Annotated in this window: 24 protein-coding genes; 17 read left to right on the forward strand and 7 right to left on the reverse strand. The window is 37.6% G+C overall.

The genetic code is table 11. The annotated features are described in order from the left end of the window. Nucleotide 1 precedes the first annotated feature (1 nt). The 15 genes from NHE85_RS06220 to NHE85_RS06290 all read left to right on the forward strand — a co-directional run bounded on the left by NHE85_RS06220 (nt 2) and on the right by NHE85_RS06290 (nt 12,734). Nucleotides 2-397, forward strand: a complete 396-nt coding sequence (locus NHE85_RS06220) for a polymer-forming cytoskeletal protein (protein ID WP_252810750.1) — start codon at nt 2-4, stop codon at nt 395-397. Further along, a complete protein-coding gene (locus NHE85_RS06225; RefSeq protein WP_252810752.1) occupies nt 375-599 on the forward strand; it encodes an AtpZ/AtpI family protein in 225 nt (74 codons plus the stop codon). Before NHE85_RS06220 ends, NHE85_RS06225 begins: the two co-directional genes overlap by 23 nt. Nucleotides 600-602: 3 nt before the next feature. Further along, nucleotides 603-995 (forward strand): hypothetical protein, encoded by a 393-nt coding sequence (locus NHE85_RS06230; RefSeq protein ID WP_252810754.1) that lies wholly within the window; start codon nt 603-605, stop codon nt 993-995. A 119-nt stretch (nt 996-1,114) separates the two neighbouring features. Beyond that, a complete protein-coding gene (gene atpB, locus NHE85_RS06235) occupies nt 1,115-2,299 on the forward strand; it encodes a F0F1 ATP synthase subunit A (protein ID WP_252810756.1) in 1,185 nt (394 codons plus the stop codon). 31 nt (nt 2,300-2,330) lie between these two features. Then, a complete protein-coding gene (gene atpE, locus NHE85_RS06240; protein WP_057670617.1) occupies nt 2,331-2,528 on the forward strand; it encodes an ATP synthase F0 subunit C in 198 nt (65 codons plus the stop codon). 89 nt (nt 2,529-2,617) lie between these two features. Further along, nucleotides 2,618-3,118, forward strand: coding sequence for a F0F1 ATP synthase subunit B (locus NHE85_RS06245; RefSeq protein ID WP_252810758.1), 501 nt, complete (start codon nt 2,618-2,620; stop codon nt 3,116-3,118). Between the two features lie 7 nt (nt 3,119-3,125). Beyond that, nucleotides 3,126-3,659: an ATP synthase F1 subunit delta gene (gene atpH / locus NHE85_RS06250; RefSeq protein ID WP_252810761.1), complete on the forward strand. Its 534-nt coding sequence runs from the start codon at nt 3,126-3,128 to the stop codon at nt 3,657-3,659. A gap of 40 nt (nt 3,660-3,699) precedes the next feature. Next, the gene (gene atpA / locus NHE85_RS06255) at nt 3,700-5,274 is read left to right on the forward strand and encodes a F0F1 ATP synthase subunit alpha (RefSeq protein ID WP_252810763.1); all 1,575 of its coding nucleotides are present in this window, start codon (nt 3,700-3,702) and stop codon (nt 5,272-5,274) included. A gap of 71 nt (nt 5,275-5,345) precedes the next feature. Further along, nucleotides 5,346-6,212 carry an ATP synthase F1 subunit gamma gene (gene atpG / locus NHE85_RS06260; protein WP_252810764.1) on the forward strand — a complete coding sequence of 289 codons (867 nt, stop codon included), beginning with the start codon at nt 5,346-5,348 and terminating at the stop codon, nt 6,210-6,212. Nucleotides 6,213-6,369: 157 nt separating this feature from the next. Continuing rightward, nucleotides 6,370-7,839: a polysaccharide biosynthesis C-terminal domain-containing protein gene (locus NHE85_RS06265; RefSeq protein WP_252810766.1), complete on the forward strand. Its 1,470-nt coding sequence runs from the start codon at nt 6,370-6,372 to the stop codon at nt 7,837-7,839. Between the two features lie 15 nt (nt 7,840-7,854). Then, nucleotides 7,855-8,289, forward strand: a complete 435-nt coding sequence (gene dut, locus NHE85_RS06270) for a dUTP diphosphatase (protein WP_252810769.1) — start codon at nt 7,855-7,857, stop codon at nt 8,287-8,289. Nucleotides 8,290-8,316: 27 nt separating this feature from the next. Then, nucleotides 8,317-9,327, forward strand: a complete 1,011-nt coding sequence (locus NHE85_RS06275) for a sugar phosphate nucleotidyltransferase (RefSeq protein ID WP_252810771.1) — start codon at nt 8,317-8,319, stop codon at nt 9,325-9,327. 4 nt (nt 9,328-9,331) lie between these two features. Continuing rightward, nucleotides 9,332-10,696 (forward strand): lipopolysaccharide assembly protein LapB, encoded by a 1,365-nt coding sequence (locus tag NHE85_RS06280; RefSeq protein ID WP_252810773.1) that lies wholly within the window; start codon nt 9,332-9,334, stop codon nt 10,694-10,696. Next, nucleotides 10,696-11,469, forward strand: a complete 774-nt coding sequence (locus tag NHE85_RS06285) for a DUF4292 domain-containing protein (protein ID WP_252810775.1) — start codon at nt 10,696-10,698, stop codon at nt 11,467-11,469. The genes NHE85_RS06280 and NHE85_RS06285 overlap by 1 nt, the downstream gene beginning before the upstream one ends. A gap of 14 nt (nt 11,470-11,483) precedes the next feature. Continuing rightward, nucleotides 11,484-12,734 carry a murein hydrolase activator EnvC gene (locus tag NHE85_RS06290; protein ID WP_252810777.1) on the forward strand — a complete coding sequence of 417 codons (1,251 nt, stop codon included), beginning with the start codon at nt 11,484-11,486 and terminating at the stop codon, nt 12,732-12,734. A gap of 36 nt (nt 12,735-12,770) precedes the next feature. Here NHE85_RS06290 and NHE85_RS06295 read toward each other — a convergent pair whose 3' ends face one another. Next, nucleotides 12,771-13,280 carry an acyl-CoA thioesterase gene (locus NHE85_RS06295; protein ID WP_252810779.1) on the reverse strand — a complete coding sequence of 170 codons (510 nt, stop codon included), beginning with the start codon at nt 13,278-13,280 and terminating at the stop codon, nt 12,771-12,773. Nucleotides 13,281-13,338: 58 nt separating this feature from the next. Further along, nucleotides 13,339-14,277: an SPOR domain-containing protein gene (locus tag NHE85_RS06300; protein ID WP_252810781.1), complete on the reverse strand. Its 939-nt coding sequence runs from the start codon at nt 14,275-14,277 to the stop codon at nt 13,339-13,341. Nucleotides 14,278-14,376: 99 nt separating this feature from the next. Between NHE85_RS06300 and dprA the strand changes: the two genes are divergently transcribed. Further along, a complete protein-coding gene (dprA, locus tag NHE85_RS06305; protein ID WP_252810783.1) occupies nt 14,377-15,480 on the forward strand; it encodes a DNA-processing protein DprA in 1,104 nt (367 codons plus the stop codon). 183 nt (nt 15,481-15,663) lie between these two features. Here the strand turns inward: dprA and trpS are convergent, their stop codons facing one another. After that, a complete protein-coding gene (gene trpS / locus NHE85_RS06310; RefSeq protein ID WP_252810785.1) occupies nt 15,664-16,635 on the reverse strand; it encodes a tryptophan--tRNA ligase in 972 nt (323 codons plus the stop codon). A gap of 77 nt (nt 16,636-16,712) precedes the next feature. Here trpS and NHE85_RS06315 point away from each other — a divergent pair, with 77 nt between their 5' ends. Beyond that, nucleotides 16,713-17,465 carry a 1-acyl-sn-glycerol-3-phosphate acyltransferase gene (locus tag NHE85_RS06315; RefSeq protein WP_252810787.1) on the forward strand — a complete coding sequence of 251 codons (753 nt, stop codon included), beginning with the start codon at nt 16,713-16,715 and terminating at the stop codon, nt 17,463-17,465. A gap of 67 nt (nt 17,466-17,532) precedes the next feature. Here the strand turns inward: NHE85_RS06315 and NHE85_RS06320 are convergent, their stop codons facing one another. The 4 genes from NHE85_RS06320 to recA all read right to left on the reverse strand — a co-directional run bounded on the left by NHE85_RS06320 (nt 17,533) and on the right by recA (nt 21,438). Beyond that, nucleotides 17,533-19,356 (reverse strand): hypothetical protein, encoded by a 1,824-nt coding sequence (locus tag NHE85_RS06320; protein ID WP_252810789.1) that lies wholly within the window; start codon nt 19,354-19,356, stop codon nt 17,533-17,535. After that, entirely contained in the window at nt 19,353-19,895 is a 543-nt protein-coding gene (locus tag NHE85_RS06325) for an RNA polymerase sigma factor (protein ID WP_252810791.1), read from the reverse strand. Before NHE85_RS06325 ends, NHE85_RS06320 begins: the two co-directional genes overlap by 4 nt. 12 nt (nt 19,896-19,907) lie before the next feature. Further along, complete coding sequence (locus tag NHE85_RS06330) at nt 19,908-20,333, reverse strand: hypothetical protein (protein ID WP_252810793.1); 426 nt, start codon at nt 20,331-20,333, stop codon at nt 19,908-19,910. A gap of 100 nt (nt 20,334-20,433) precedes the next feature. After that, complete coding sequence (gene recA, locus NHE85_RS06335; RefSeq protein ID WP_252810796.1) at nt 20,434-21,438, reverse strand: recombinase RecA; 1,005 nt, start codon at nt 21,436-21,438, stop codon at nt 20,434-20,436. Between the last annotated feature and the right edge of the window lie 43 nt (nt 21,439-21,481).

The raw sequence follows: 21,481 nt of genomic DNA on the forward strand, positions 1-21,481 counted from the left end.
AATGTTTGAAAAAAAACAAAAGCCGTATACCGATCTGCTTGGCAAAACCAACAGAATAGTAGAAGGCACAATTATTAAAGGAGATATTATTTCACAGGCAGACTTTAGGCTTGACGGAGAACTTAATGGAAATTTTACTACTACAGGCAAAATTGTAATAGGCCCTGCCGGAAGCGTAACAGGAGATATTAAATGTAAAAATGCCGACATAGAAGGCAGCTTTAATGGGAAGATTGAGGTTGCTGAAATGTTAAATGTAAAATCGAAGGCACATATAATTGGGGAAGTTGTAACAGCAAAACTGTCTGTAGAACCCGGAGCTGAATTTACAGCAACATGCAGTATGATTACAACAGAGCAAACTTCTAAGCATAATGAGCAGCAGCAACCCGGATAAAAAACAACGCAATAAGTGGATAGCACTTATTAATATACCCTTACAAATGGGTATTATTATTTTTTTATTTTCCTGGCTTGGCGGCTGGATTGATGGTGAGTATGGAAATGTAAAAAATACGAACCGCATTATTTTTACCCTTATTGGCGTATTTATAGCACTATACAATGTTATCAGGCAGGTTAATCAACTCAATAAATAATAAATGGATAAAAACTACATTAGTATTTTTGTTAAAACAGCTGTTATGGCAGCAGCATTTTTAATAATCAATCTTCTTGTTTACCAAATTCCGGATTTAAAAGGGGCAATGGAAAACTTTGTTTATCCTTTACCTGTAGTTTATCTTTTATTTTTTATCCTTTCCTTAATGATACTGGCAGTTCTTATAAAAGTGGGAGCTAAAAACAGCGGGCAGATAGGCTATGTGTTTTTGCTGTTAACCAGTATTAAGATGGGAGTAAGTTATATTTTTGTACGCCCTATACTTGCCCGGTCGGGAGAAAATCCTACAGAAAAAGTTAATTTTTTTGTGATTTTTATTTTGTTTTTAGCAATTGAAGTTTATTATACAGCTCGTTTATTGAACAATAAGTAATAAAGAGCAATATTATCTGAAATTAAACGAAAAAAATTTTGGCTTACCTCTTGGAATATTAATTAAAAATGTACCTTTGCACAAAATTTTAGGACCGTAAAATTAAGATATTTAATAAGATGGTGTTACCCGGAAGAATAGTCAAAAATACATTAACAGCTCTTTTTGCTGTAGTTCCTTTTATCACTTTTGCAAATTCTGCAAACGATACAGTACAGGTTTCTGTTGAACATGCCCCTGCGGCAATTCACGCAGAAGCTGAACATGGTCATGCCGAACATGCGCCGGCTGGTAAAAAGGATGTTATAGATGCATATATTGAACATCACCTTCAGGATGCTCATGATTTTACTTTCTTTTCAGATTCTGAAACAGGTAAGCATTATGGTTTTTCACTTCCTGTGATTCTTATTGATAATGGCTTAAAAATTTTCTCTTCATCTAAATTTCACCACGGTGAAAAAGTGGCTGAAGTAGATGGTAATTATTATGCGCTTCATCATGGTAAAATTTATAAGACTGACGCAACAGGAGATTTAAAATTAGATGAGCATCATCATCCAACAGTTGCAATGCCATTTGATATTTCAATAACAAAAAATGTTGTTACAATGTTATTTGTGTCGGCTTTAATGTTTTTCATGTTTGTTGGTTTAGCCAAGTCTTATAAAAAAGGGCCTATACCAACAGGTTTTGGTAGGGTGCTTGAGCCTCTTATTATATTTATTCGTGAAGAAGTTGCTATACCAAATATAGGTGAGAAAAAGTATAGAAAATATATGGGCTTTTTGCTTACAGTATTTTTCTTTATCTGGATACTGAATCTTTTAGGTATGACCCCACTGGGAGTAAATGTTACAGGTAACATTTCTGTTACGGTATGTCTTGCTTTATTTACATATTTTATTACACAATTTAGTGCTAATAAAGATTACTGGAAACATATTTTCTGGATGCCGGATGTGCCTGTAGCTATGAAAATAGTTTTAATGCCAATAGAAATATTAGGTACGCTTACTAAACCTTTTGCTCTTTTAATACGTTTGTTTGCTAACATTACAGCAGGGCACGTAGTAATAATGAGTTTAATTGCAATGATGTTTGTTGGAAAAAACCTTGCGGCTGATATGCCAATATCTATAGGCCTTACATTGTTTATCTCTGTAATTGAGCTTTTGGTTGCATTTCTTCAGGCATTTATTTTTACAATGCTGTCGTCGCTGTTCATTGGTATGGCGGTTCAGGAGCATCATCATGAAGAAGACCATGATGGTCATACAGATGAAGAGCCTATAATTATTTAATTTAGAAGTTTAATTTTATTTATATACACTCATGGAAGGAACTCTTAATTTAATCGGTGCTGGTTTAGTAGTAATCGGTGCAGGTTTAGGTTTAGGTAAAATCGGTGGTTCTGCAATGGACGCTATTGCTCGTCAGCCAGAAGCTGCTGGAAAAATCCAGACTGCGATGATTATCATCGCTGCTTTATTAGAAGGTCTAGCATTTGCTGCTTTGATCCTTGGAAAATAATAAAGGCTAATTTAACAATACCTGTAACGGTTGGTTACAGGTGTTGTTTTGCTTAGAAAAAATTAAATCAAACATACAATCTATTTAAGATGGAGAAATTAGTAAACGATTTTTCATTAGGCTTATTCTTTTGGATGGCTATTATACTTGTAGTGCTTATTTTACTTCTTGTAAAATTTGCATGGAGACCAATTATGACAGCTATTGCTGACAGAGAAGCTGGTATTGTTAATGCGCTTGCTGCTGCTGAAGCTGCACGTAAAGAAATGCATAACCTGCAAGCTGATAATCAAAGAATTCTTAACGAAGCACGTGCTGAGAGGGATGCTATGATTAAAGAAGCAAGAGAGATTAAGGACAAAATGATTGCTGATGCAAAAGCTGAGGCTGCTGTGCAGGGTGAAAAAATGATAGAGCAGGCTAAAGCGGCTATTGCAAGCGAGAAAAATGCTGCTATGGCTGAGCTTAAAAATCAGGTTTCTGGTTTTTCTCTTGAAATTGCTGAAAAAATTCTTAGAAACGAATTGTCTAATAAGGAATCTCAAACTTCATTGGTTGAGAAAATGCTTGAAGACGTAAAATTAAACTAATAGCTATATGACAGGTTCAAGAGCTGCAATACGATATGCAAAGGCTATCCTGGATATGGCTCAGGCTTCAGGAGCTGCAGGTCAGGTAAATGAAGACATGGCCCTTATAGCATCTACTATTAAAGATAATACCGAGCTTAGCAATTTTGTTAACAGCCCGGTGGTGAAGGCAGAAGCTAAAGAGGCTGCTTTGAAAGAAATTTTTGCAGCTACGCAAAATATTACTCAGGGGCTTTTTCACTTGCTGCATGAAAATAAAAGGTTTGAAATACTTCCGCTTATAGCAGAACAGTATAAAGCCCAGTTTGATGTACTTAATGGTGTGGAGGTTGCAACCGTAACAACGGCTATTCCTCTTACCGATGATCTTGAAGCCAAGGTAATGGCTAAGATAAAAGAGTTTTCAGACAAGAAAATTACCATAAAAAATATAGTTGATCCTGCTATAATAGGAGGATTTATTCTTAGAATAGGGGATAAGCAGTTTAATGCTTCTGTAGCAAACAGACTGACAACATTAAGAAGAGAATTAAGTAATTAAGTATTTTATCGCACTAAAAGTGTTTAAACTATAAAGTAACATGGCAGAAATTAAAGCTGCTGAAATTTCAGCAATATTAAAGAAACAATTGTCCGGTTTTGAATCGGGTGCTACATTAGAAGAAGTGGGAACAGTTCTTAATGTAGGAGATGGTATTGCCCGTGTTTACGGACTATCTAACGCACAGTATGGTGAGTTGGTTCAGTTTGAAAACGGGTTAGAAGCTATTGTATTGAACCTTGAAGAAGACAATGTGGGCGTGGTATTGCTAGGTCCTTCAACTGGTGTCAGGGAAGGTTCTACAGTAAAAAGAACACAGCGTATCGCTTCACTTAAAGTAGGTGAGCAAATGGTAGGCCGTGTGGTAGATACACTTGGTAACCCAATAGACGGTAAAGGCCCAATAGGTGGTGACCTTTATGAGATGCCTCTTGAGCGTAAAGCTCCGGGAGTTATCTTCCGTCAGCCGGTAACTGAGCCGCTACAAACAGGTGTTAAAGCTATTGATGCTATGATTCCTGTAGGGCGTGGCCAGCGTGAGCTTGTAATTGGTGACCGTCAGACTGGTAAAACTACAGTATGTATTGATACCATTCTTAACCAAAAAGAATTTTATGATGCTGGTAAACCGGTATTCTGTATATATGTAGCTGTAGGTCAAAAGGCTTCTACAGTTGCAGGTATTGCTAAAACATTAGAAGAAAAAGGCGCAATGGCTTATACTGTTATTGTTGCTGCTAATGCTTCTGACCCTGCTCCGATGCAGGTTTATGCTCCGTTTGCAGGTGCTGCAATTGGTGAGTATTTCCGTGATACAGGCCGTCCTGCATTAATCATTTATGATGATTTATCTAAACAGGCAGTTGCTTACCGTGAGGTATCTCTTCTATTAAGAAGGCCACCGGGACGTGAGGCTTATCCTGGAGACGTATTCTACCTTCACTCAAGATTACTTGAGCGTGCTGCAAAAGTTATTGCAGATGATGATATTGCTAAAAACATGAACGATCTTCCTGAGTCGTTAAAACCAATCGTTAAAGGTGGTGGTTCATTAACTGCACTTCCTATTATCGAAACTCAGGCAGGTGACGTTTCTGCATATATCCCAACAAACGTAATTTCAATTACAGATGGTCAGATATTCCTTGAGTCAGATCTATTCAACTCAGGTGTACGTCCGGCTATCAACGTTGGTATCTCTGTATCCCGTGTAGGTGGTAATGCTCAGATCAAATCAATGAAAAAAGTAGCAGGTACGCTTAAGCTTGACCAGGCACAGTTCCGTGAGCTTGAAGCATTTGCTAAATTCGGTTCAGATCTTGATGCTGTAACGCTAAACGTAATTGAAAAAGGACGTAGAAACGTTGAGATACTTAAACAGGCTGTTAACGACCCTTATACTGTAGAAGATCAGGTTGCAATTATTTATGCAGGTTCTAAAAACCTACTTAGAAATGTACCGGTTAGCAAAGTAAAAGAGTTTGAAAAAGACTATATAGAATATCTTAATGCTAAACACAGAGTTACGCTTGATGCTCTTAAAGCAGGTAAATTTACAGATGAAATTACAGACGTGCTTGAAAAAGCAGCAGTTGAAATTTCAGCGAAATATTAATAAACTAATGTATCAGTTAATCAATGTAACAATTATTACATTGGTTAACTGATTAATTGTTACATTATAAAATGGCAAACTTAAAGGAAATACGTAACAGGATTGCTTCCGTTTCATCCACAATGCAAATTACAAGTGCGATGAAAATGGTTTCTGCAGCCAAGCTTAAAAAAGCACAGGATGCTATTACGGCTATGAGGCCTTATTCTGAAAAGCTTACTGAGCTATTGCAAAACCTTAGTGCTACCCTAGACAGCGACAATGGGGGTATATTTGCCGAGCAGCGACCGGTAAATAATGTGCTTATTGTTGCCATTACTTCAAACAGAGGGTTATGCGGTGCTTTTAATGCCAATGTTATAAAACAAATTAAAAACCTTCAGGCAGGTTATGCTGGCAAAAAGGTTGATGTTTTGGCTATTGGTAAAAAAGGTAACGATGTGCTTAAAAAAACCTGTAATATTGTAGGTAATAAAAGCGAACTGTTTGATACCCTTACATTTGAAAATGTTGCCGAAGCTGCGCAATTGCTTATGGATAAGTTTGCTGCCGGAGAGTATGACAAAATAGAGCTGGTGTATAACCACTTTAAAAATGCCGCTACTCAGGTTGTTTTAACAGAGCAATTCCTTCCGCTTGAGCCTGCAGCAGCAGATGAAAAAGCAGCTAATGCTGCTACTGATTATATTTTTGAGCCAACAAAAGAAGAAATTGTACTTAGCCTTGTGCCGCTTTCGTTAAAAACACAGTTGTATAAAGCAGTACGTGACTCTTTTGCTTCTGAGCATGGCGCACGTATGACGGCAATGCACAAAGCAACCGATAATGCTACAGCATTAAGGAATCAGCTTAAACTTACGTATAACAAAGCCCGTCAGGCTGCTATTACAAACGAGATACTTGAAATAGTAGGTGGAGCAGAGGCATTGAACAACTAAGATACAAAACAAGCATATTGATAAAGAGGCTGCCTAAAAGGCAGCCTCTTTTATTTATGTATATTTTATGATTTATACAATTATTCTTTTATTGTGTAGTTTTTATAATGCTACAAAATATAGTTACTTTTGCTAATAACTAAAACCAACTACTTTTTTGAGCTTATATAAGAATCTTTTTAAGCAGACAGCGATTTATGGTATAGCTACTGTTGTACCACGTATGTTTAGTTTTATACTAACACCTTTATATACTGATGCTTCTGTCATGAATATTGCTGAATACAGCAAAGTTCAGGTTATTTTTTCGTGGCTCGTGCTTTTTAATGTTGTTCTTGCTTATGGTATGGAAACTGCTTTTTTTAGGTTTTTTCATAGCGACAATAAAAAAGCTGTAATGAGTACCTCTACAATATCATTATTCTGGTCATCATTGCTTTTTTTAAGCGCAGCGCTCCTGGGTAGAAATTACCTTGAGAAGCTTTCAGGTATAGATGTTGAGTATATTACCTATACAATTTGGATTTTAGTGCTTGATGCACTGGTTATCATTCCTTTTTCCCGTTTAAGGGCAGAGGGCAGGCCGGTATTTTATGCATTAATAAAAATAGGTAATGTTGCTATCAATTTAGGACTTAATCTGTTTTTTCTAATTTCACTGCCAAAATTAGCGGCTCAACATCCGGGTAGTTTCCTTTCCAGTATTTATGTGCATGATTTTGAAGTAGGATATATATTTGTCGCTAACTTGATTTCCAGTCTGACTACATTTTTAATTCTTTTACCTCATTATTTAAAACTTTCCTGGCACTTTAATTCAGAATTGTGGAAAAGGATGATGGTATATGCGCTTCCTGTAATGGTTGCAGGTATTGCTTTTGCCATTAATGAAACCTTTGACAGAATATTGCTTGATTATTTACTTCCGGCGGCACAGGCCGAAAAAGATGTAGGCGCTTATGGGGCATGTTATAAATTAGCGTTATTCATGACATTATTTGCTACTGCCTTCAGGCTCGGTATTGAGCCTTTTTTCTTTAGCCATGCTAAAAATGAGAACGCACCCCAGACGTATGCTCTTATAACCAAATATTTTGTAATATTTGGTTCTGCAATTTTATTATGTGTAGTTGTGTTTGCCGATGTGCTGAAAATATTATTTATAAGAAGCGAGGAATACTGGGAAGCTATGACTGTGGTGCCGTTAATTATACTGGCTAATTTTTTTCTTGGTATTTACCATAATTTGTCGGTATGGTATAAACTTTCAGATAAAACAAAAATGGGAGCTTATATATCAATTATCGGGGCGGTAGTAACACTTGTGCTTAACTTTGTACTAATACAATATATAAGTTATGTAGGATCTGCAATAGCTACAATATGTGCCTATGGCACAATGATGTTTATTTCGTATAGGTTAGGGAATAAATATTATCCTATTCCGTATGATGTAAAAAAGATTTGCCTTTATTTAGGGCTTTCGGTAACACTCTCATGCCTTTCATTTTATATACAAATATTCAGGGAAACTTATATATTTGGAATAGTATCGCTTATGGTATTTATGTTCATAATTTACAAAGGCGAAAAAGAAACATTGCAAAAAATATTAAAAAGAAAATAATACAGAATTTTAAAGATGACGATTAATATAATAAACAAATCAGGTCACGCATTACCTAATTATGAAACGATAGCTTCGGCAGGGATGGACCTTAGGGCAAATATAGAAGAGCCTGTTGTACTGGCTCCGTTAGGCAGGGCACTGGTAAAAACAGGATTATTCATAGAATTGCCAATTGGTTATGAAGCGCAGGTACGCCCAAGAAGCGGACTTGCATTTAAAAAGGGCATAACAGTACTTAACAGTCCCGGCACTGTTGATGCCGATTATAGGGGTGAAATTGGTGTAATTTTAGTAAATTTATCCAATGAGGCTTATACCATAGAAAATGGTGAACGGATTGCCCAGCTTATTATTGCCAAACATGAGCGTGCCGAATGGATGGAAGTAGAAGTGCTTACCGAAACTTCGCGTGGGGAAGGCGGATTTGGAAGCACAGGCGTAAAATAAAAACAACAAACAACAACCAATATTTAAATGAAAATTATTGTTCCAATGGCCGGACGCGGTTCGCGTCTTCGCCCACATACACTTACAGTACCTAAACCATTAATACCTATTGCGGGCAAGCCGATCGTACACAGGCTTGTAGAAGATATAGCGGGGGTACTAAACCAAAAAATTGATGAAATCGCATTTATAGTTAGCAGGGATTTTGGCATGCAGGTAGAAACCGACCTTGTAGCTATAGCCGAAAAACTGGGTGCTAAAGGCACAATTTATTATCAGGAGAAGCCTTTGGGAACTGCCCATGCTATTATGAGTGCTAAAGAATCTATGACCGGACCTATAGTTGTGGCTTATGCCGATACACTTTTCAGAGCCGATTTTACGTTAGATACTACAGCAGATAGTGTTATCTGGGTAAAACAGGTAGAAGATCCAAGCGCTTTTGGAGTGGTTAAGCTTAATGATAAAAATGAAATTGTAGACTTTGTTGAGAAGCCTAAAGATTTTGTATCTGACCTTGCTATTATAGGGATCTACTATTTTAAGAGTGGAGAAACCCTGCGTGATGAATTACAATATTTATTAGATAATAATATTGTAAAAGGTGGTGAGTACCAGCTTACAGATGGTTTGGAAAATATGAAGGAGAAGGGCATGAAATTTGTTCCCGGTAAAGTAGATGAATGGATGGATTGCGGAAACAAGAATGTAACTGTAGAAACTAATTCCCGTATGCTTGGATTTTTACAGGGCGATGGCGTTAATTTGGTTTCTGACAAAGTACAAATGGAAAACAGTACTATTATACCACCATGTTTTATAGGTGAAAATGTAGTGCTTAAAAATTCTACTATCGGCCCTAATGTGTCGTTGGGTGATAATTCAAAGGTAGAAAGCAGTATAATAAAAAACAGCCTTGTACAAACACATGCGGTTATTAAAAATGCTATTTTAGATAATGGTATGATAGGTAACCACGCTGCTTTTAACGGTAAATTTACCAGTATAAGCATTGGTGACTATTCAGTTATAGAATAAGCAAATGAAATTTAAAATCCTTTTTTATAGTTTAATGTTATCGGGGTCAATGCTGAGTCCTGCAGTTATGCATGCCCAGCAAGACAAAGAACCTGATGACATTGCAATGACCGAAAATGAATTTGAAGATAATTTTTTTGAGGCATTAAAACAGAAAGGGATTGAAAACTATGATAAAGCAATTCAGTCATTGCAAAAATGCCTTGTTAAGGAGCCTGATAATGCAGTAATATATCATGAGCTGGGAATAAATTACCTGGCAATGAAAAATTATCCGGAAGCTGAAAAGGCTTTTTTGAAAGCAAGAGATATAGACCCGACTAACAGATGGTATTGGCAGAGTCTTTATGATGTATATTATGAGACTAAAGATTTTAATAAATCTATACCTATAGTACAAAAGCTTACAGAATGGCGTAAAGAATTCTTTCAGGAAGATCTGGTATCATTATATATGTACACGCAGCAGTTTGACAAAGCTCTTGATCTTATAAATGAGATGGAGCAGACAGTTGGAATGTCTGAAAAGCGTGAAATGTATAAATTGCAGATATTAAGCGACAGCCGCTACAGGAAACCTCAGAAGGAATCGCTTGAAGAGGCAATTAAAAAAAATCCGAAAGAGGAATCCAATTACATTGAGCTTATTTATCTGTATTCGGAAAGCAACCAGGAACAAAAGGCACAGGAAGTAGCAAAAAAACTAGAGAAGGAAATACCAACATCTGACTGGGCACAGGTAAGCCTTTTTAAATTCAACCTGAGTAATAATGAGGGCAAAAAAGCTGCCGAATCTATGTTCAGGGTTTTGGAGAGCAAAAAGATAGACCGTAAAATAAAACACAGGGTGCTTAACGAGTTCCTGATTTTTGCGAGCAATAATCCTCAATATGCGGGTGATCTTGAAAAGGCGGTAAATTATTTTGAAGATGACCAGCAGATAAATGTACCTAAAGAAATAGGAAAATTCTTTTTTAGTAAGGCAAGATATCCTGAGGCTGCATATTATTTTGAAAAGGCCTTATCTTTAAAACCTGATGATATAGAAACGGTAGAATTATTACTTTATACTTATACTGAAAGCGCTCAATATGATAATTTGCAAAAAAAAGCTGCAGAGTATATAGACCTGTATCCTACGCAGGCGCGCCTGTATTATTTTGCAGGGTTTGCCGCAAATCAGGTTAAACAATTTGCAAAAGCAAAAGATTATCTGGAAACAGGCATTGATTTTGTAGTAGAAGATCCCGAACTGGAACTGAAAATTACCAAACAGCTTACAGAAACTTACAGTGCACTTGGAGATATAAAGAAAAAAGATTCAATGCTGCAAAGACAGGCTAAACTTGAAAAATCTAAAAGTAATTAATGAGAAAAAGCATCGCCATATTGCTTGTAACTTTATCGTTTGCATCCTGTAAAACTAAACAGGCTGTAATTGCAGAAGGAGCAGCAAACGAAGAAAAAGCAGTAAAAGAAATTATAGAGGGGCATTATAAAAACACTAAGAATTTTAAAACACTTTTAATCAAGGCTTCGGCAGATTATAAGTCAGATAAAGATTCTTATAGTTTCAATAGCGAAATACGTATTAAAAAAGATGAAGCTATACTGGTAAGTATTCGTTTCTTAGGAATTACGATGGCAAAAGCCATTATTACTCCTTCAAGAGTGAGCTACTATGAAAAAATAAACAATACCTATTTTGATGGTAATTATGCAGCATTAAGCCAATGGCTGGGTACAGAGTTGGATTATGCAAAAGTGCAGAACATGCTTACCGGAGAAGCAATATTTGACCTTACTAAAGGGAAATATATGGCAACTATTGAAAACGGGCAGCACAAATTACAGTCTATGGACAGATCGGCCATTAGTAAGCAGTTCTTTTTTGAAGCAGCAAACTTTTTATTGAAAAAAGAAGTTGTTATGCAGAATGGTATAGATGCACGAAACCTTGAAATAAGTTATCCTGCGCATAAAGAATATCCGGGTGCTGTATTGCCTACAGCTATCAAGATAGAAGCAGAACAAAAAGACAGAATCAACATAAGCATAGAATATAATACTGTTACCTTTGACGAAGAACTTACTTTTCCGTATAATGTTCCCGAAGGATTTGACCAGATATTTATAGATTAAACCGTATCATAACCATGACCAGATTATTTCTTATTATTTTTTTCATTGGCTTTACTGCCTGCGGATGGAGCCAGAGTGCCCAGCAGCGAAAGCTTGAGCAGCGGAAAGCACAGATATTAAAAGAAATGAGGGATCTGCAAAACCTTGAATCTCAAAGCAAGACTAAAGAAAAATCAGTACTCAGCAGAATAGAAGAGAATAATGCTAAGATACGGCTAAGCCAAAACCTTATTAGCACTACCAGTAAACAAACCCGTTTGCTTTCAGATGATATTTATGCCAATCAGCTTAGTATAAATAAACTGAACAGAGAACTTAAAGTGCTTAAGGAAGATTATGCAAATATGATTGTTAAAGCTTATAAAAGCAGGTCAGAACAAAGCCGTATAATGTTTATACTCTCTTCAGAAAATTTTCTTCAGGCGTATAAGCGTATGCAGTATATGAAACAATATGCTACTTTCAGAAAAATTCAGGGAGATGAGATACGGGCTAAAATGGAAGAACTCGAGAGCCGTATTACAAAGTTAAAAAGCCAGAAAAAGGAAAAAGAAAAGCTTCTTGCAGAAAGTGAAAAACAAAAGCAAACACTGGAAAAAGACAAAGATGAACAGGAAAAGCTTATAAAAAACATTCGTAAGGACAAGAAAAAATATGCTGCCGAAATAAAGAAAAAGAAACAGGAAGCAAAAGAAATAGACAGGAAAATAGACAAGATGATTAAAGAAGCTATTGCTGAAGCTAACAGAAAAGCCGCAGCAAAAGCAAGTTCTGCATCTGAAAAGAAAGAAATAGCTGCTGCTGCTAAAAAAGAACCTACTAAAATTGTATTGACTAAAGAAGAGAAACTTATAGCAAGCAATTTTAAAGCAAATAAAGGCAGGCTGCCGTGGCCGGTTGCCGAAGGCTATGTGTCATCTAAATTCGGAACGCATGAAAGCCCGCTTGAAAAAGGTGTAATTGTAGATAATAAAAATATTGAGATCACTACTAAAGAAGGTGCTCAGGTAAGAGCGATCTTTGATGGTAAGGTAACATTTATTCAGATCATATCGGGTACTAAGGCGGTTACTGTTCAGCATGGTGATTTCATGACCATATACTATAATCTTGCTTCGGTAAATGTAAGTGTAGGAGATAAGGTTTCTACAAAACAAACTATAGGAACCATACATACCTATCCTGGTTCAGGTAAAACAGTTCTTAAGTTCTTCATAGTTCAGAATATGAATTATCTTAATCCGGAATCATGGATAGCACAATAAAAAAAGAATCCCGCCACAATATGGCGGGATTCTTTTTTATAGAAATAAAGCTTTAAGTTCTGTTGCATCATGAGGGCTCATTTTGCCAGCCAGTACCAGGCTTAATTGTTTTCGTCTTAAAGCTGCATCATAACGTTGTTTTTCAATTTCTGTTTGCGGCTCAACTGCGGGTACTTCTACCGGCCTTCCGGTTTCATCTACTGCAACAAATGTGTATATAGCTTCATTTGCTTTTGCTTTTGTTCCGCTTTCACGGTCTTCCGTCCACACATCTATATATATTTCCATAGATGTTTTAAAAGTGCGTGAAACCTTAGCTTCTACAGTAACTACACTTCCCAATGGAATGGCACGGTTAAAAGCAACGTGATTTACAGATGCCGTAACTACAATTCTGCGCGAATGCCTTCTGGCAGCAATGCTTGCTGCACGGTCCATGCGGGCTAAAAGCTCACCTCCGAAAAGGTTATTAAGCGGATTGGTTTCGCCCGGTAAAACCAGGTCGGTCATAATGCAAATGGAGTCTGATGGATATTTTGCCTGCATGTTTTTTTTTGCAAAGATAGTATAATGCAAAAAAAAATTCCCCGAAGGGAGTTTAGTTTTATAATTCTTTTACCAAAAGCCAGGCATCGCTGTTTTCCGTTCTCTGAATTTTTTTCATACTTTCATGTGCTTCGGCATATGTAGCATAGCTTCCGTAAGCTACAGGATACAGCCCTTTGGTTTTATCAAGCTTTCTGGCCTTAAAGCCTTTTGCTGTAAGCTGGTTTAAGGCTTTTTGCGCGTTGGCCTGGCTTGAATAAGCGCCGGCAACCACGTGGTATGGCATTTTACTGTTTTCTTCTTTAAGCGAAAGAGTAACAGCAGGCATGGGGTTTTCTATAAAAAAGGTAGCCTCCTGTATTTTATTGTGTACTTTTTCCTGTACAGATTGTTCTACTAAAAGCGTTTGCCTTGCTATTTCATTATCCCTGTATATCTTGAAAGCAGTGCCGCCAACACTTGATATTACTGCGAATATTGCAGCATATTTAAGGTAAGAGTAACTTCTTTTTCTTTCAGGTGTGAATACTACCGGAGCGATCTCTTCTATTTCTTCGGCAATAGCTTTAAGTTCTTCCCTTTTTACTGCTGGCGATTTTACCATGCTAAGCCCAAAAGCTTCTGCAAGATAATTTACTGTAGTATTTGGAGTAAATACAATGTTGCCTTCAAAATTATAGGATACGTCACCAAGGCTTTTAAACTCAAGGGTTTCTTTGTTTTGAAGTTTGTCAAACCATACCTCTACGGCTTTACTAATAGCAGCTACGGCCTGTTCGTAAGAAATTTTTTCCTGTAAAGCGATATGATTGGCTAAAAGCCCGTCATTATTTTTTAAATTCGCGTTGAATGAAAGAAGCTTTTTTGGAGGATAGAAAGTATAAGTGTCATTATTTAGCTGCGCAGGCTGGGTTTCTGTAAGGAACGCGCCAAAACCGGGAACAGTAACGCACTGGTAGCGATACAATAAGGCAGATATGTGTTTTTCTATCATCATAGAAACAAAATTAACAATTCAACGGTAGCTGCAAAATTTTATTCACAATTTTTATTAACAATACACATAAATCCGACAAACGGTAATTAAATTAGGTTAATGACTGATAATGAACTGCTTAATGTGCTTGCATTAATGCGTATAGAAGGTGTTGGCGATATAGTGGCCAAAAGGCTTATTAACCATCTTGGTTCTGCCGAAGCAGTTTTTAATGCGAAAAAAATGCAGATAACAGCTATTGAGGGTATTGGAGAAATGGTATATAATAATCTTAAAAACACTACTGTTTTTAGATTGGCGGAACAAGAGGTTAAATTTATTCGTGAAAATACTATTACTCCGTTATTTTATCAGGACGCTCAATATCCAGATAGGCTTAAGCATTGTATAGATGGCCCTGTTGTATTGTTTACTTCGGGAAATATAAATCTTGAAGGGCGTAAAACCATAAGTATAGTAGGTACACGCCAAATGACTTCTTACGGATCTGATTTTTGTAAAAAACTTATAGAAGATCTGGCTCCCTTAAATCCGGTTATAATTAGCGGTTTTGCTTATGGAGTAGATATTCATGCCCATGCCATAGCCATGGAGCAGGGTTTGCAAACCATAGGTGTGGTAGCACATGGTTTAAACCAGGTATATCCTAAGACTCATAAAAAGTATGTTGCCAAAATGGAAGAGAACGGTGGTTTTATGACCGAGTTTTGGAGTACTTCTAACCCAGACAGGGAGAATTTTGTAAAACGTAACCGTATTGTTGCCGGACTTAGCGAAGCTACCATTTTTATAGAGAGTGCCGATAAAGGAGGCTCTTTAATTACGGCTAATATTGCAAATGATTATAATCGTGATGTATTTGCTGTTCCCGGGCGAATTACCGACAAATACAGTATGGGCTGCAATAATCTTATTAAGAGTCAGCGTGCTAATGTACTTACCGATGCTGCCGACCTTATATATATGCTGAACTGGCAATTGAATGAGGAAAAGAAAAAGCCTGTGCAAAAACAGCTTTTTGTTATGCTGGACGATGATGAACAACGGGTGTATGACTTTTTGCAGAAGAATGGCAAAGAGCTTATGGATCTTATAGCATTGCACTGCGAAATGCCTATTTTTAAAATCTCATCTCTATTGCTCAATATGGAACTTAAAGGTGTTATTCGCCCGTTGCCAGGGAAACTTTTTGAAGCCATTTAGCATCAGCAGAATATTATAAGAAATAAGAAAGGAAATGTCTCAAAAGCACTTAAATAAGTGCTTTTGTCATTCTGGCGTAGGAAGAATCTGTGTAATTATATAATTGAGATTCTTCACTTCATTGCATTGCGTTCAGAATGACACCTTTGAGACATTCCCTTTACTATTTAATATGAATACTTATTACTCGTATCCCAGTTTAATTCTTACCCTGCCTAAAACTTCGTTGGCTACAGTAGCAGCTTTAACGGCTCCGGCTTTAAGTAAGGCATCAACTTCAGGAAGGTTAGCCATATAGTAGGCGTATTTCTCTCTTTCGGTTTTAAATTTCTCTACAATAAGCTCAAATAAAGCCTGCTTAGCATGGCCGTAACCATAATTACCACCAAGGTAGTTAGCCCTCATAGCTTCAGTCTGCTTTGTAGTTGCTAATAATTTATATAATGCAAATACATTGCAGGTGTCAGGATTTTTAGGTGCTTCAAGCGGAGTGCTGTCAGTCTCAATACTCATTACCTGTTTGCGAAGCGGTTTATCTTCAACAAAAATATTAATGAAGTTATTGCGTGATTTGCTCATCTTCTCCCCATCTGTACCGGGAATAATTTTAGTTTCTTCGCCGGTAACAGCTTCGGGCAATACAAAAGTTTCACCCATCTGGTGGTTAAATCGCGAAGCCACATCGCGTGTAATTTCTATATGCTGAAGCTGGTCTTTACCCACAGGTACAAATTGTGCATCATATAATAGTATGTCTGCAGCCATAAGCATAGGGTAGGTAAACAATCCTGCATTTACATCTTCAAGCCTGTCAGCCTTATCTTTAAAAGAATGTGCAAGCGTTAAACGCTGATACGGAAAAAAGCAGCTAAGATACCATGACAGTTCTGCTGTTTGAGGAACATCACTCTGGCGGTAAAAAACAACTTTGTTAATATCCAGTCCGCAGGCAAGCCATGTTGCTGCCACGCTATAGGTGTTAGCGCGAAGTGTAGCGCCGTCTTTTATCTGTGTAATAGAATGCAGGTCGGCTATAAAAAGAAAAGAATCATTTTCAGGTTTATTAGCCATTTCCACAGCCGGTAATATTGCACCTAAAAGGTTGCCTAAATGCGGGGTTCCGGTGCTTTGCACTCCGGTTAATATTCTTGCCATTATACAAAAATTGAAATTTTTACAAAGGTAAACGATTTGGTAAGATTATAAGGAATGAATTCTTACATTTGAAAAATATGAAAATAGTAAAATATTTTTTGTGGACACTATGGCGTGTCTGGTTTTATATATTGATGGGGGTACCTATCATTATTCTCTCTCCCGTACTTATAATTACAATTTTATCGGAAAAAACATATCCGCAGTTTTTTATACTCGCGCGTTTTTGGGCAAAGATCATATTGTTCGGTATGGGATTTCCCTATCGCATAAAGCAGGAACAGAAAATGAAGAAAGGCAAAAGCTATATGCTTGTAGCCAACCATACCTCTATGACAGATATTATGCTTATGCTGGCGGTATCTAAAAATCCCTTTGTATTTGTGGGAAAAAAGGAACTGGTTAAAATTCCTATTTTCGGATTTTTTTATAAACGTACCTGCATATTGGTAGACAGGAACAGTTCTAAAAGCAGATTTGAAGTTTTTGAACGTGCACAAAAAAGGCTTGCGCAGGGATTAAGCATCTGTATTTTTCCTGAGGGCGGAGTGCCGGAAGATGAAACTGTACTTCTAGATGAATTTAAGGATGGCGCATTCCGTTTGGCAATTGAGCACCAGATACCTATTGTGCCAATGGTTTTTCCTGATAATAAAAAGCGTTTTTCTTTCCGCTTTTTTAGCGGGAGCCCCGGACTCATGAGGGCTAAGGTGCATAAGTTTGTTAAAACTAAAGGACTGACAATGGAAGATAAAACTGACCTTAAAGAACTTAAAGAGAAAGTAAGGCAGATTATTTATCAGGACCTGTTGTGGTTTTCAAAAAAATAAAAGCACCCCGAATCCAGAGCGCTTTTACAAGGAACTACCAAACAGCTTCTTAACAAACCAACAATGCTTAGAAGCTAAAACTTACACCCGTGTAAAGACCTATAAAGTAAGGTTTAAAGTTACCTGCGTCTTTACTGTAGGCATTTACCTGATATTTAAACATTGGTTCAAAATTAGCCTGGAATGCATCCCAGAAACGGTATTTAAACCCAACACCAACGTTTGTACTAAAGTGTATATCGTTAAGGTTTGCTGCTTCGCCCACTTTTGTGCTTAAACCTGCAGAAGAAACCACACTTACATTATTCTGATTAAGGAAAAGTGTACTTACACCCCCAATTACATCTATGCCAAATTTATTATTTACAAGTGCATAGCTCATCTCTAAAGGAACTTCTATATATCCTGTTTTCTGAACCATTGAACCGCTTACCAATTGGTTAGGCTGTCCGTCAATAAGGAAAGTATCAGGAACACCGTCGCCCGGGTTTTGCACTACAATATTTGCCGTTTTAGACTCACCAATATTGGTGGTAGAACTGTTTAAAGATGCATAGTAGGCAATATTATTTGTTGCATAGTTTAAGTTAACCGAGTTAATACCCGAACGTATGCTTATCCTGTCATTAACAGCATAGTTAATACCTAAACCGTAACTAAGGTCGTTATCATAACTTTTGCTGTTGTTGGCAAACTGCTCGTTTATTGGCGAACCGTTAGAAAGCGAATTGTAAAATACAGGGGCTACCTGTGGTTTTATATTCCACTTGTCTTTATGCTTTGTTTCGGCAACAGCTTTATCTTCATCTTTTTCACCGCTAAGTTTTTCCCTAAGCAGTTTTTCAAGTTCATTTTCCGGCACTACCGTAGTACTGTCAACAGTGGTTTGGGCAACAGCTTCGGTTGCAGGAATATTTTTATCTATAATAGTGTTGCTCTTTTGTGAAGTATTACCATTACTATTATCCACCGCATTTTTAGCCGATGAAGTAGCGGCATTATTATCGGCTACAGCCGGGGTAGTATTAGTACTGTTTGTAATGTTTTGCTGTTTATTGGTTACAGCATTATTTGTTGTAGTATTGTTATTGTCAGTAGCAGCTTCATTACTTGCTATGCCTTCATTAGCCTGTTGGGTATTGGCTATCCTGTTAGTGTCAGTCGGGTTATTAGTTGTTTTAACCACGTTGTTGTTTTGCGGCGTAGTTTTTTGCTGAAAATCTGCTACAGCATTCTGATTATTTTTATTTAATGCCGGGGTACTATTATTTACCGGAGCAATAATTGCCTGTTGCGTAGCAGCAACAGCATTACCCTGTTGTAAACCGGCTTTATTTTGTTTTATTCTTTTACCGTTGTTTTTGTTGATTGTACTGTTGTCGCTGTTTGCTACGGCATTATTATGATTGTTAACTGGCAGGCCATTAGTTGTTGTAATACCCTGTTTGCCTGATGCAGATGAAGCACCGTTGTTTTTGCTGTTAGCTGTATTTGAGTTTTCTTCGCCTAATGCTACAGCAGTATTGCTCTTGCCTGTAGTATTTTGTGTTGCGCTATTTGTATCCGCAGCCGATGGGCCGGACTGCGCAGGAATATTATCCGGAGCTGTTTTTACAGCATCAGACGGAGTAGCTGTAGTGTTATCTATAACTACAGGATTGTTTGTATTAATGCCATTTTCTGCATCATTAAAAAACAGGGTGAAAAGCAAACCGCCTAACACCAATAGCGCTGCTACACCCGATAGCCTGAACCATAACGGGATAACCCTGCGTTTCTTTTTTTCCTGGAGCGTCTCCTGTATGTTTTCCCATACAAATTCAGGAGGGGCAGCTTCAAAGTCCTTGAACTTTTCCTGGAATAGCCTGTCTAAATTCTTTTTCTCATTCATTTTGCCGATGGTATGCTATTGCCCTGCTGGGCTTCAATTTTTTCTTTTAATATCATTCTTGCGCGCGCAAGGTTCGATTTAGAGGTGCCGTCTGTAATACTCAGCATCTCTGCAATTTCTTTATGCGAATAGCCATCTATAACATACAGGTTAAAAACCATCCTGTACCTGTCCGGCAATTGCTGTATTATGCCTAACAGGTAGTCCATAGATATATTATCGCTTTCAATTTCAACGTCTTCAATATCGGGTGTATTCTCGCTTACAAGCTCAAATATACCCTCGGTGCGGTAACGCTGCAATACATTATTGATCATTACCCTTTTCGCCCAGCCTTCAAAAGAGCCTTTAAACTGAAACTGTCCTATTTTATTAAAGATCAGAAGGAAACCATCCTGCAGGTTGTCTTCGGCATCCGCGCGGTTGCGCGAATACTTAAGGCAGGCCGCAAACATTTTGGGAGCAAGCAGCTTGTATAGCTGTTCCTGCGCCCTAATGCTGTTTTTCTGGCAATCCTGTATGAGCTGATCTAAACCCAATAGTTTTATTTGTTATTGCTTCACAGGTATTTCTACCTGCTCATAGGTTTTATTTCCGTTATCGTCCAGTCCTGTATAAAATTTAAAAATATAGCTCTGAGTGGTTAAATCTTCTGCACATTTAAAAGTAAACGATCGGTCTTCCTGCTGCATATTCTCATATCTTTTGCATTCAGAATCCATTCTTACGGCTGCCTGTACGGCAATAAGAATAGCTTCGCCCTCCTGTTCGGTATGAAAACGGTCAAACAGGTAGCATCCGTTGGGTTTAGTATATAGTACTGTTACCTGGTAGCTCTCGCCCGGCACTACAAACTGCGGAATAATTACACCGTCTGCAGGTAAAAATTCGACATAGTAATCCGCCTGCGGATCCGGTTCAAGGGAGCAGGAGCTTATAACAAGCAGTGTTGCAAGCAACAATAAAATCTTTCTCATAAATCGTTTCGCGCGTAACTCATTTTTAGATAGATACAAAAAAAGTAAAAGGTTGCGTATTTGCAATAAAAAAACCCGAAAAAATCGGGTTTTAATAAATTTAAGAAGCCTGTTCTTTTATCATGTCTTTTATTTTGATCTCCAGTTCTTCAGAAAGTTCCGGATTATCTTTTATCAGTGCTTTAACAGCGTCGCGCCCCTGTCCTAATTTAGTGTCGCCGTAGCTAAACCATGAGCCCGATTTTTTGATGATCTCAAACTCAACGGCAAGGTCAAGTATCTCTCCTGTTTTGCTTACCCCTTCGCCATACATAATGTCGAATTCGGCAGTTTTAAACGGAGGAGCCACTTTATTTTTAACTATTTTTACTTTGGTACGGTTACCAATTACATTTTCACCATCTTTAATTTGTGCTGCACGGCGGATGTCTATCCTTACCGAAGCGTAAAATTTAAGCGCGTTACCACCCGTTGTAGTTTCAGGGTTACCAAACATAACACCGATTTTTTCACGAAGCTGGTTAATGAAGAATACCGTACAGTTGGTTTTGCTGATAGTTGCTGTAAGCTTACGCAATGCCTGTGACATTAAACGTGCGTGAAGACCCATTTTAGAATCTCCCATTTCGCCCTCTATCTCGCTTTTTGGCGTAAGTGCCGCAACCGAGTCAATTACTACAATATCTATAGCACCCGAACGGATAAGGTTCTCTGCAATTTCAAGTGCCTGCTCACCGTTGTCCGGCTGCGATATAATAAGGTTTTCTATGTCAACACCAAGTTTTTCGGCATAGCCACGGTCAAAAGCATGCTCAGCATCTATAAAGGCAGCAATACCGCCTGCTTTTTGCGCTTCGGCAATAGCGTGAAGCGTAAGTGTTGTTTTACCCGACGATTCAGGTCCGTATATTTCTATTATCCTTCCGCGGGGGTAACCGTTAACGCCAAGGGCAAGGTCAACACCCAGCGATCCTGAAGGAATAGATTCTACTTCTTCCACAGCCTGATCACCCATTTTCATTACTGTTCCTTTGCCGTAAGCTTTATCCAGTTTATCCAGCGTTAGCTGTAATGCCTTTAGTTTTGCTTCTTTATCTCCGCTCATTTTTTGTATAGATTTGACCGTAAAAATAAGGCTTTTTTTTGGT

This window comes from Flavobacterium sp. NRK1 (assembly GCF_024054175.1).
GTDB lineage: Bacteria > Bacteroidota > Bacteroidia > Flavobacteriales > Flavobacteriaceae > Flavobacterium.

Coding starts and splice junctions, on each gene's coding strand:
- NHE85_RS06220 (WP_252810750.1), top strand. CDS start 2: ATGTTTGAAAAAAAACAAAAGCCGTATACCGATCTGCTTGGCAAAACC.
- NHE85_RS06225 (WP_252810752.1), top strand. CDS start 375: ATGAGCAGCAGCAACCCGGATAAAAAACAACGCAATAAGTGGATAGCA.
- NHE85_RS06230 (WP_252810754.1), top strand. CDS start 603: ATGGATAAAAACTACATTAGTATTTTTGTTAAAACAGCTGTTATGGCA.
- atpB (WP_252810756.1), top strand. CDS start 1,115: ATGGTGTTACCCGGAAGAATAGTCAAAAATACATTAACAGCTCTTTTT.
- atpE (WP_057670617.1), top strand. CDS start 2,331: ATGGAAGGAACTCTTAATTTAATCGGTGCTGGTTTAGTAGTAATCGGT.
- NHE85_RS06245 (WP_252810758.1), top strand. CDS start 2,618: ATGGAGAAATTAGTAAACGATTTTTCATTAGGCTTATTCTTTTGGATG.
- atpH (WP_252810761.1), top strand. CDS start 3,126: ATGACAGGTTCAAGAGCTGCAATACGATATGCAAAGGCTATCCTGGAT.
- atpA (WP_252810763.1), top strand. CDS start 3,700: ATGGCAGAAATTAAAGCTGCTGAAATTTCAGCAATATTAAAGAAACAA.
- atpG (WP_252810764.1), top strand. CDS start 5,346: ATGGCAAACTTAAAGGAAATACGTAACAGGATTGCTTCCGTTTCATCC.
- dut (WP_252810769.1), top strand. CDS start 7,855: ATGACGATTAATATAATAAACAAATCAGGTCACGCATTACCTAATTAT.
- NHE85_RS06275 (WP_252810771.1), top strand. CDS start 8,317: ATGAAAATTATTGTTCCAATGGCCGGACGCGGTTCGCGTCTTCGCCCA.
- NHE85_RS06280 (WP_252810773.1), top strand. CDS start 9,332: ATGAAATTTAAAATCCTTTTTTATAGTTTAATGTTATCGGGGTCAATG.
- NHE85_RS06285 (WP_252810775.1), top strand. CDS start 10,696: ATGAGAAAAAGCATCGCCATATTGCTTGTAACTTTATCGTTTGCATCC.
- NHE85_RS06290 (WP_252810777.1), top strand. CDS start 11,484: ATGACCAGATTATTTCTTATTATTTTTTTCATTGGCTTTACTGCCTGC.
- NHE85_RS06295 (WP_252810779.1), bottom strand. CDS start 13,280: ATGCAGGCAAAATATCCATCAGACTCCATTTGCATTATGACCGACCTG.
- NHE85_RS06300 (WP_252810781.1), bottom strand. CDS start 14,277: ATGATGATAGAAAAACACATATCTGCCTTATTGTATCGCTACCAGTGC.
- dprA (WP_252810783.1), top strand. CDS start 14,377: ATGACTGATAATGAACTGCTTAATGTGCTTGCATTAATGCGTATAGAA.
- trpS (WP_252810785.1), bottom strand. CDS start 16,635: ATGGCAAGAATATTAACCGGAGTGCAAAGCACCGGAACCCCGCATTTA.
- NHE85_RS06315 (WP_252810787.1), top strand. CDS start 16,713: ATGAAAATAGTAAAATATTTTTTGTGGACACTATGGCGTGTCTGGTTT.
- NHE85_RS06320 (WP_252810789.1), bottom strand. CDS start 19,356: ATGAATGAGAAAAAGAATTTAGACAGGCTATTCCAGGAAAAGTTCAAG.
- NHE85_RS06330 (WP_252810793.1), bottom strand. CDS start 20,333: ATGAGAAAGATTTTATTGTTGCTTGCAACACTGCTTGTTATAAGCTCC.
- recA (WP_252810796.1), bottom strand. CDS start 21,438: ATGAGCGGAGATAAAGAAGCAAAACTAAAGGCATTACAGCTAACGCTG.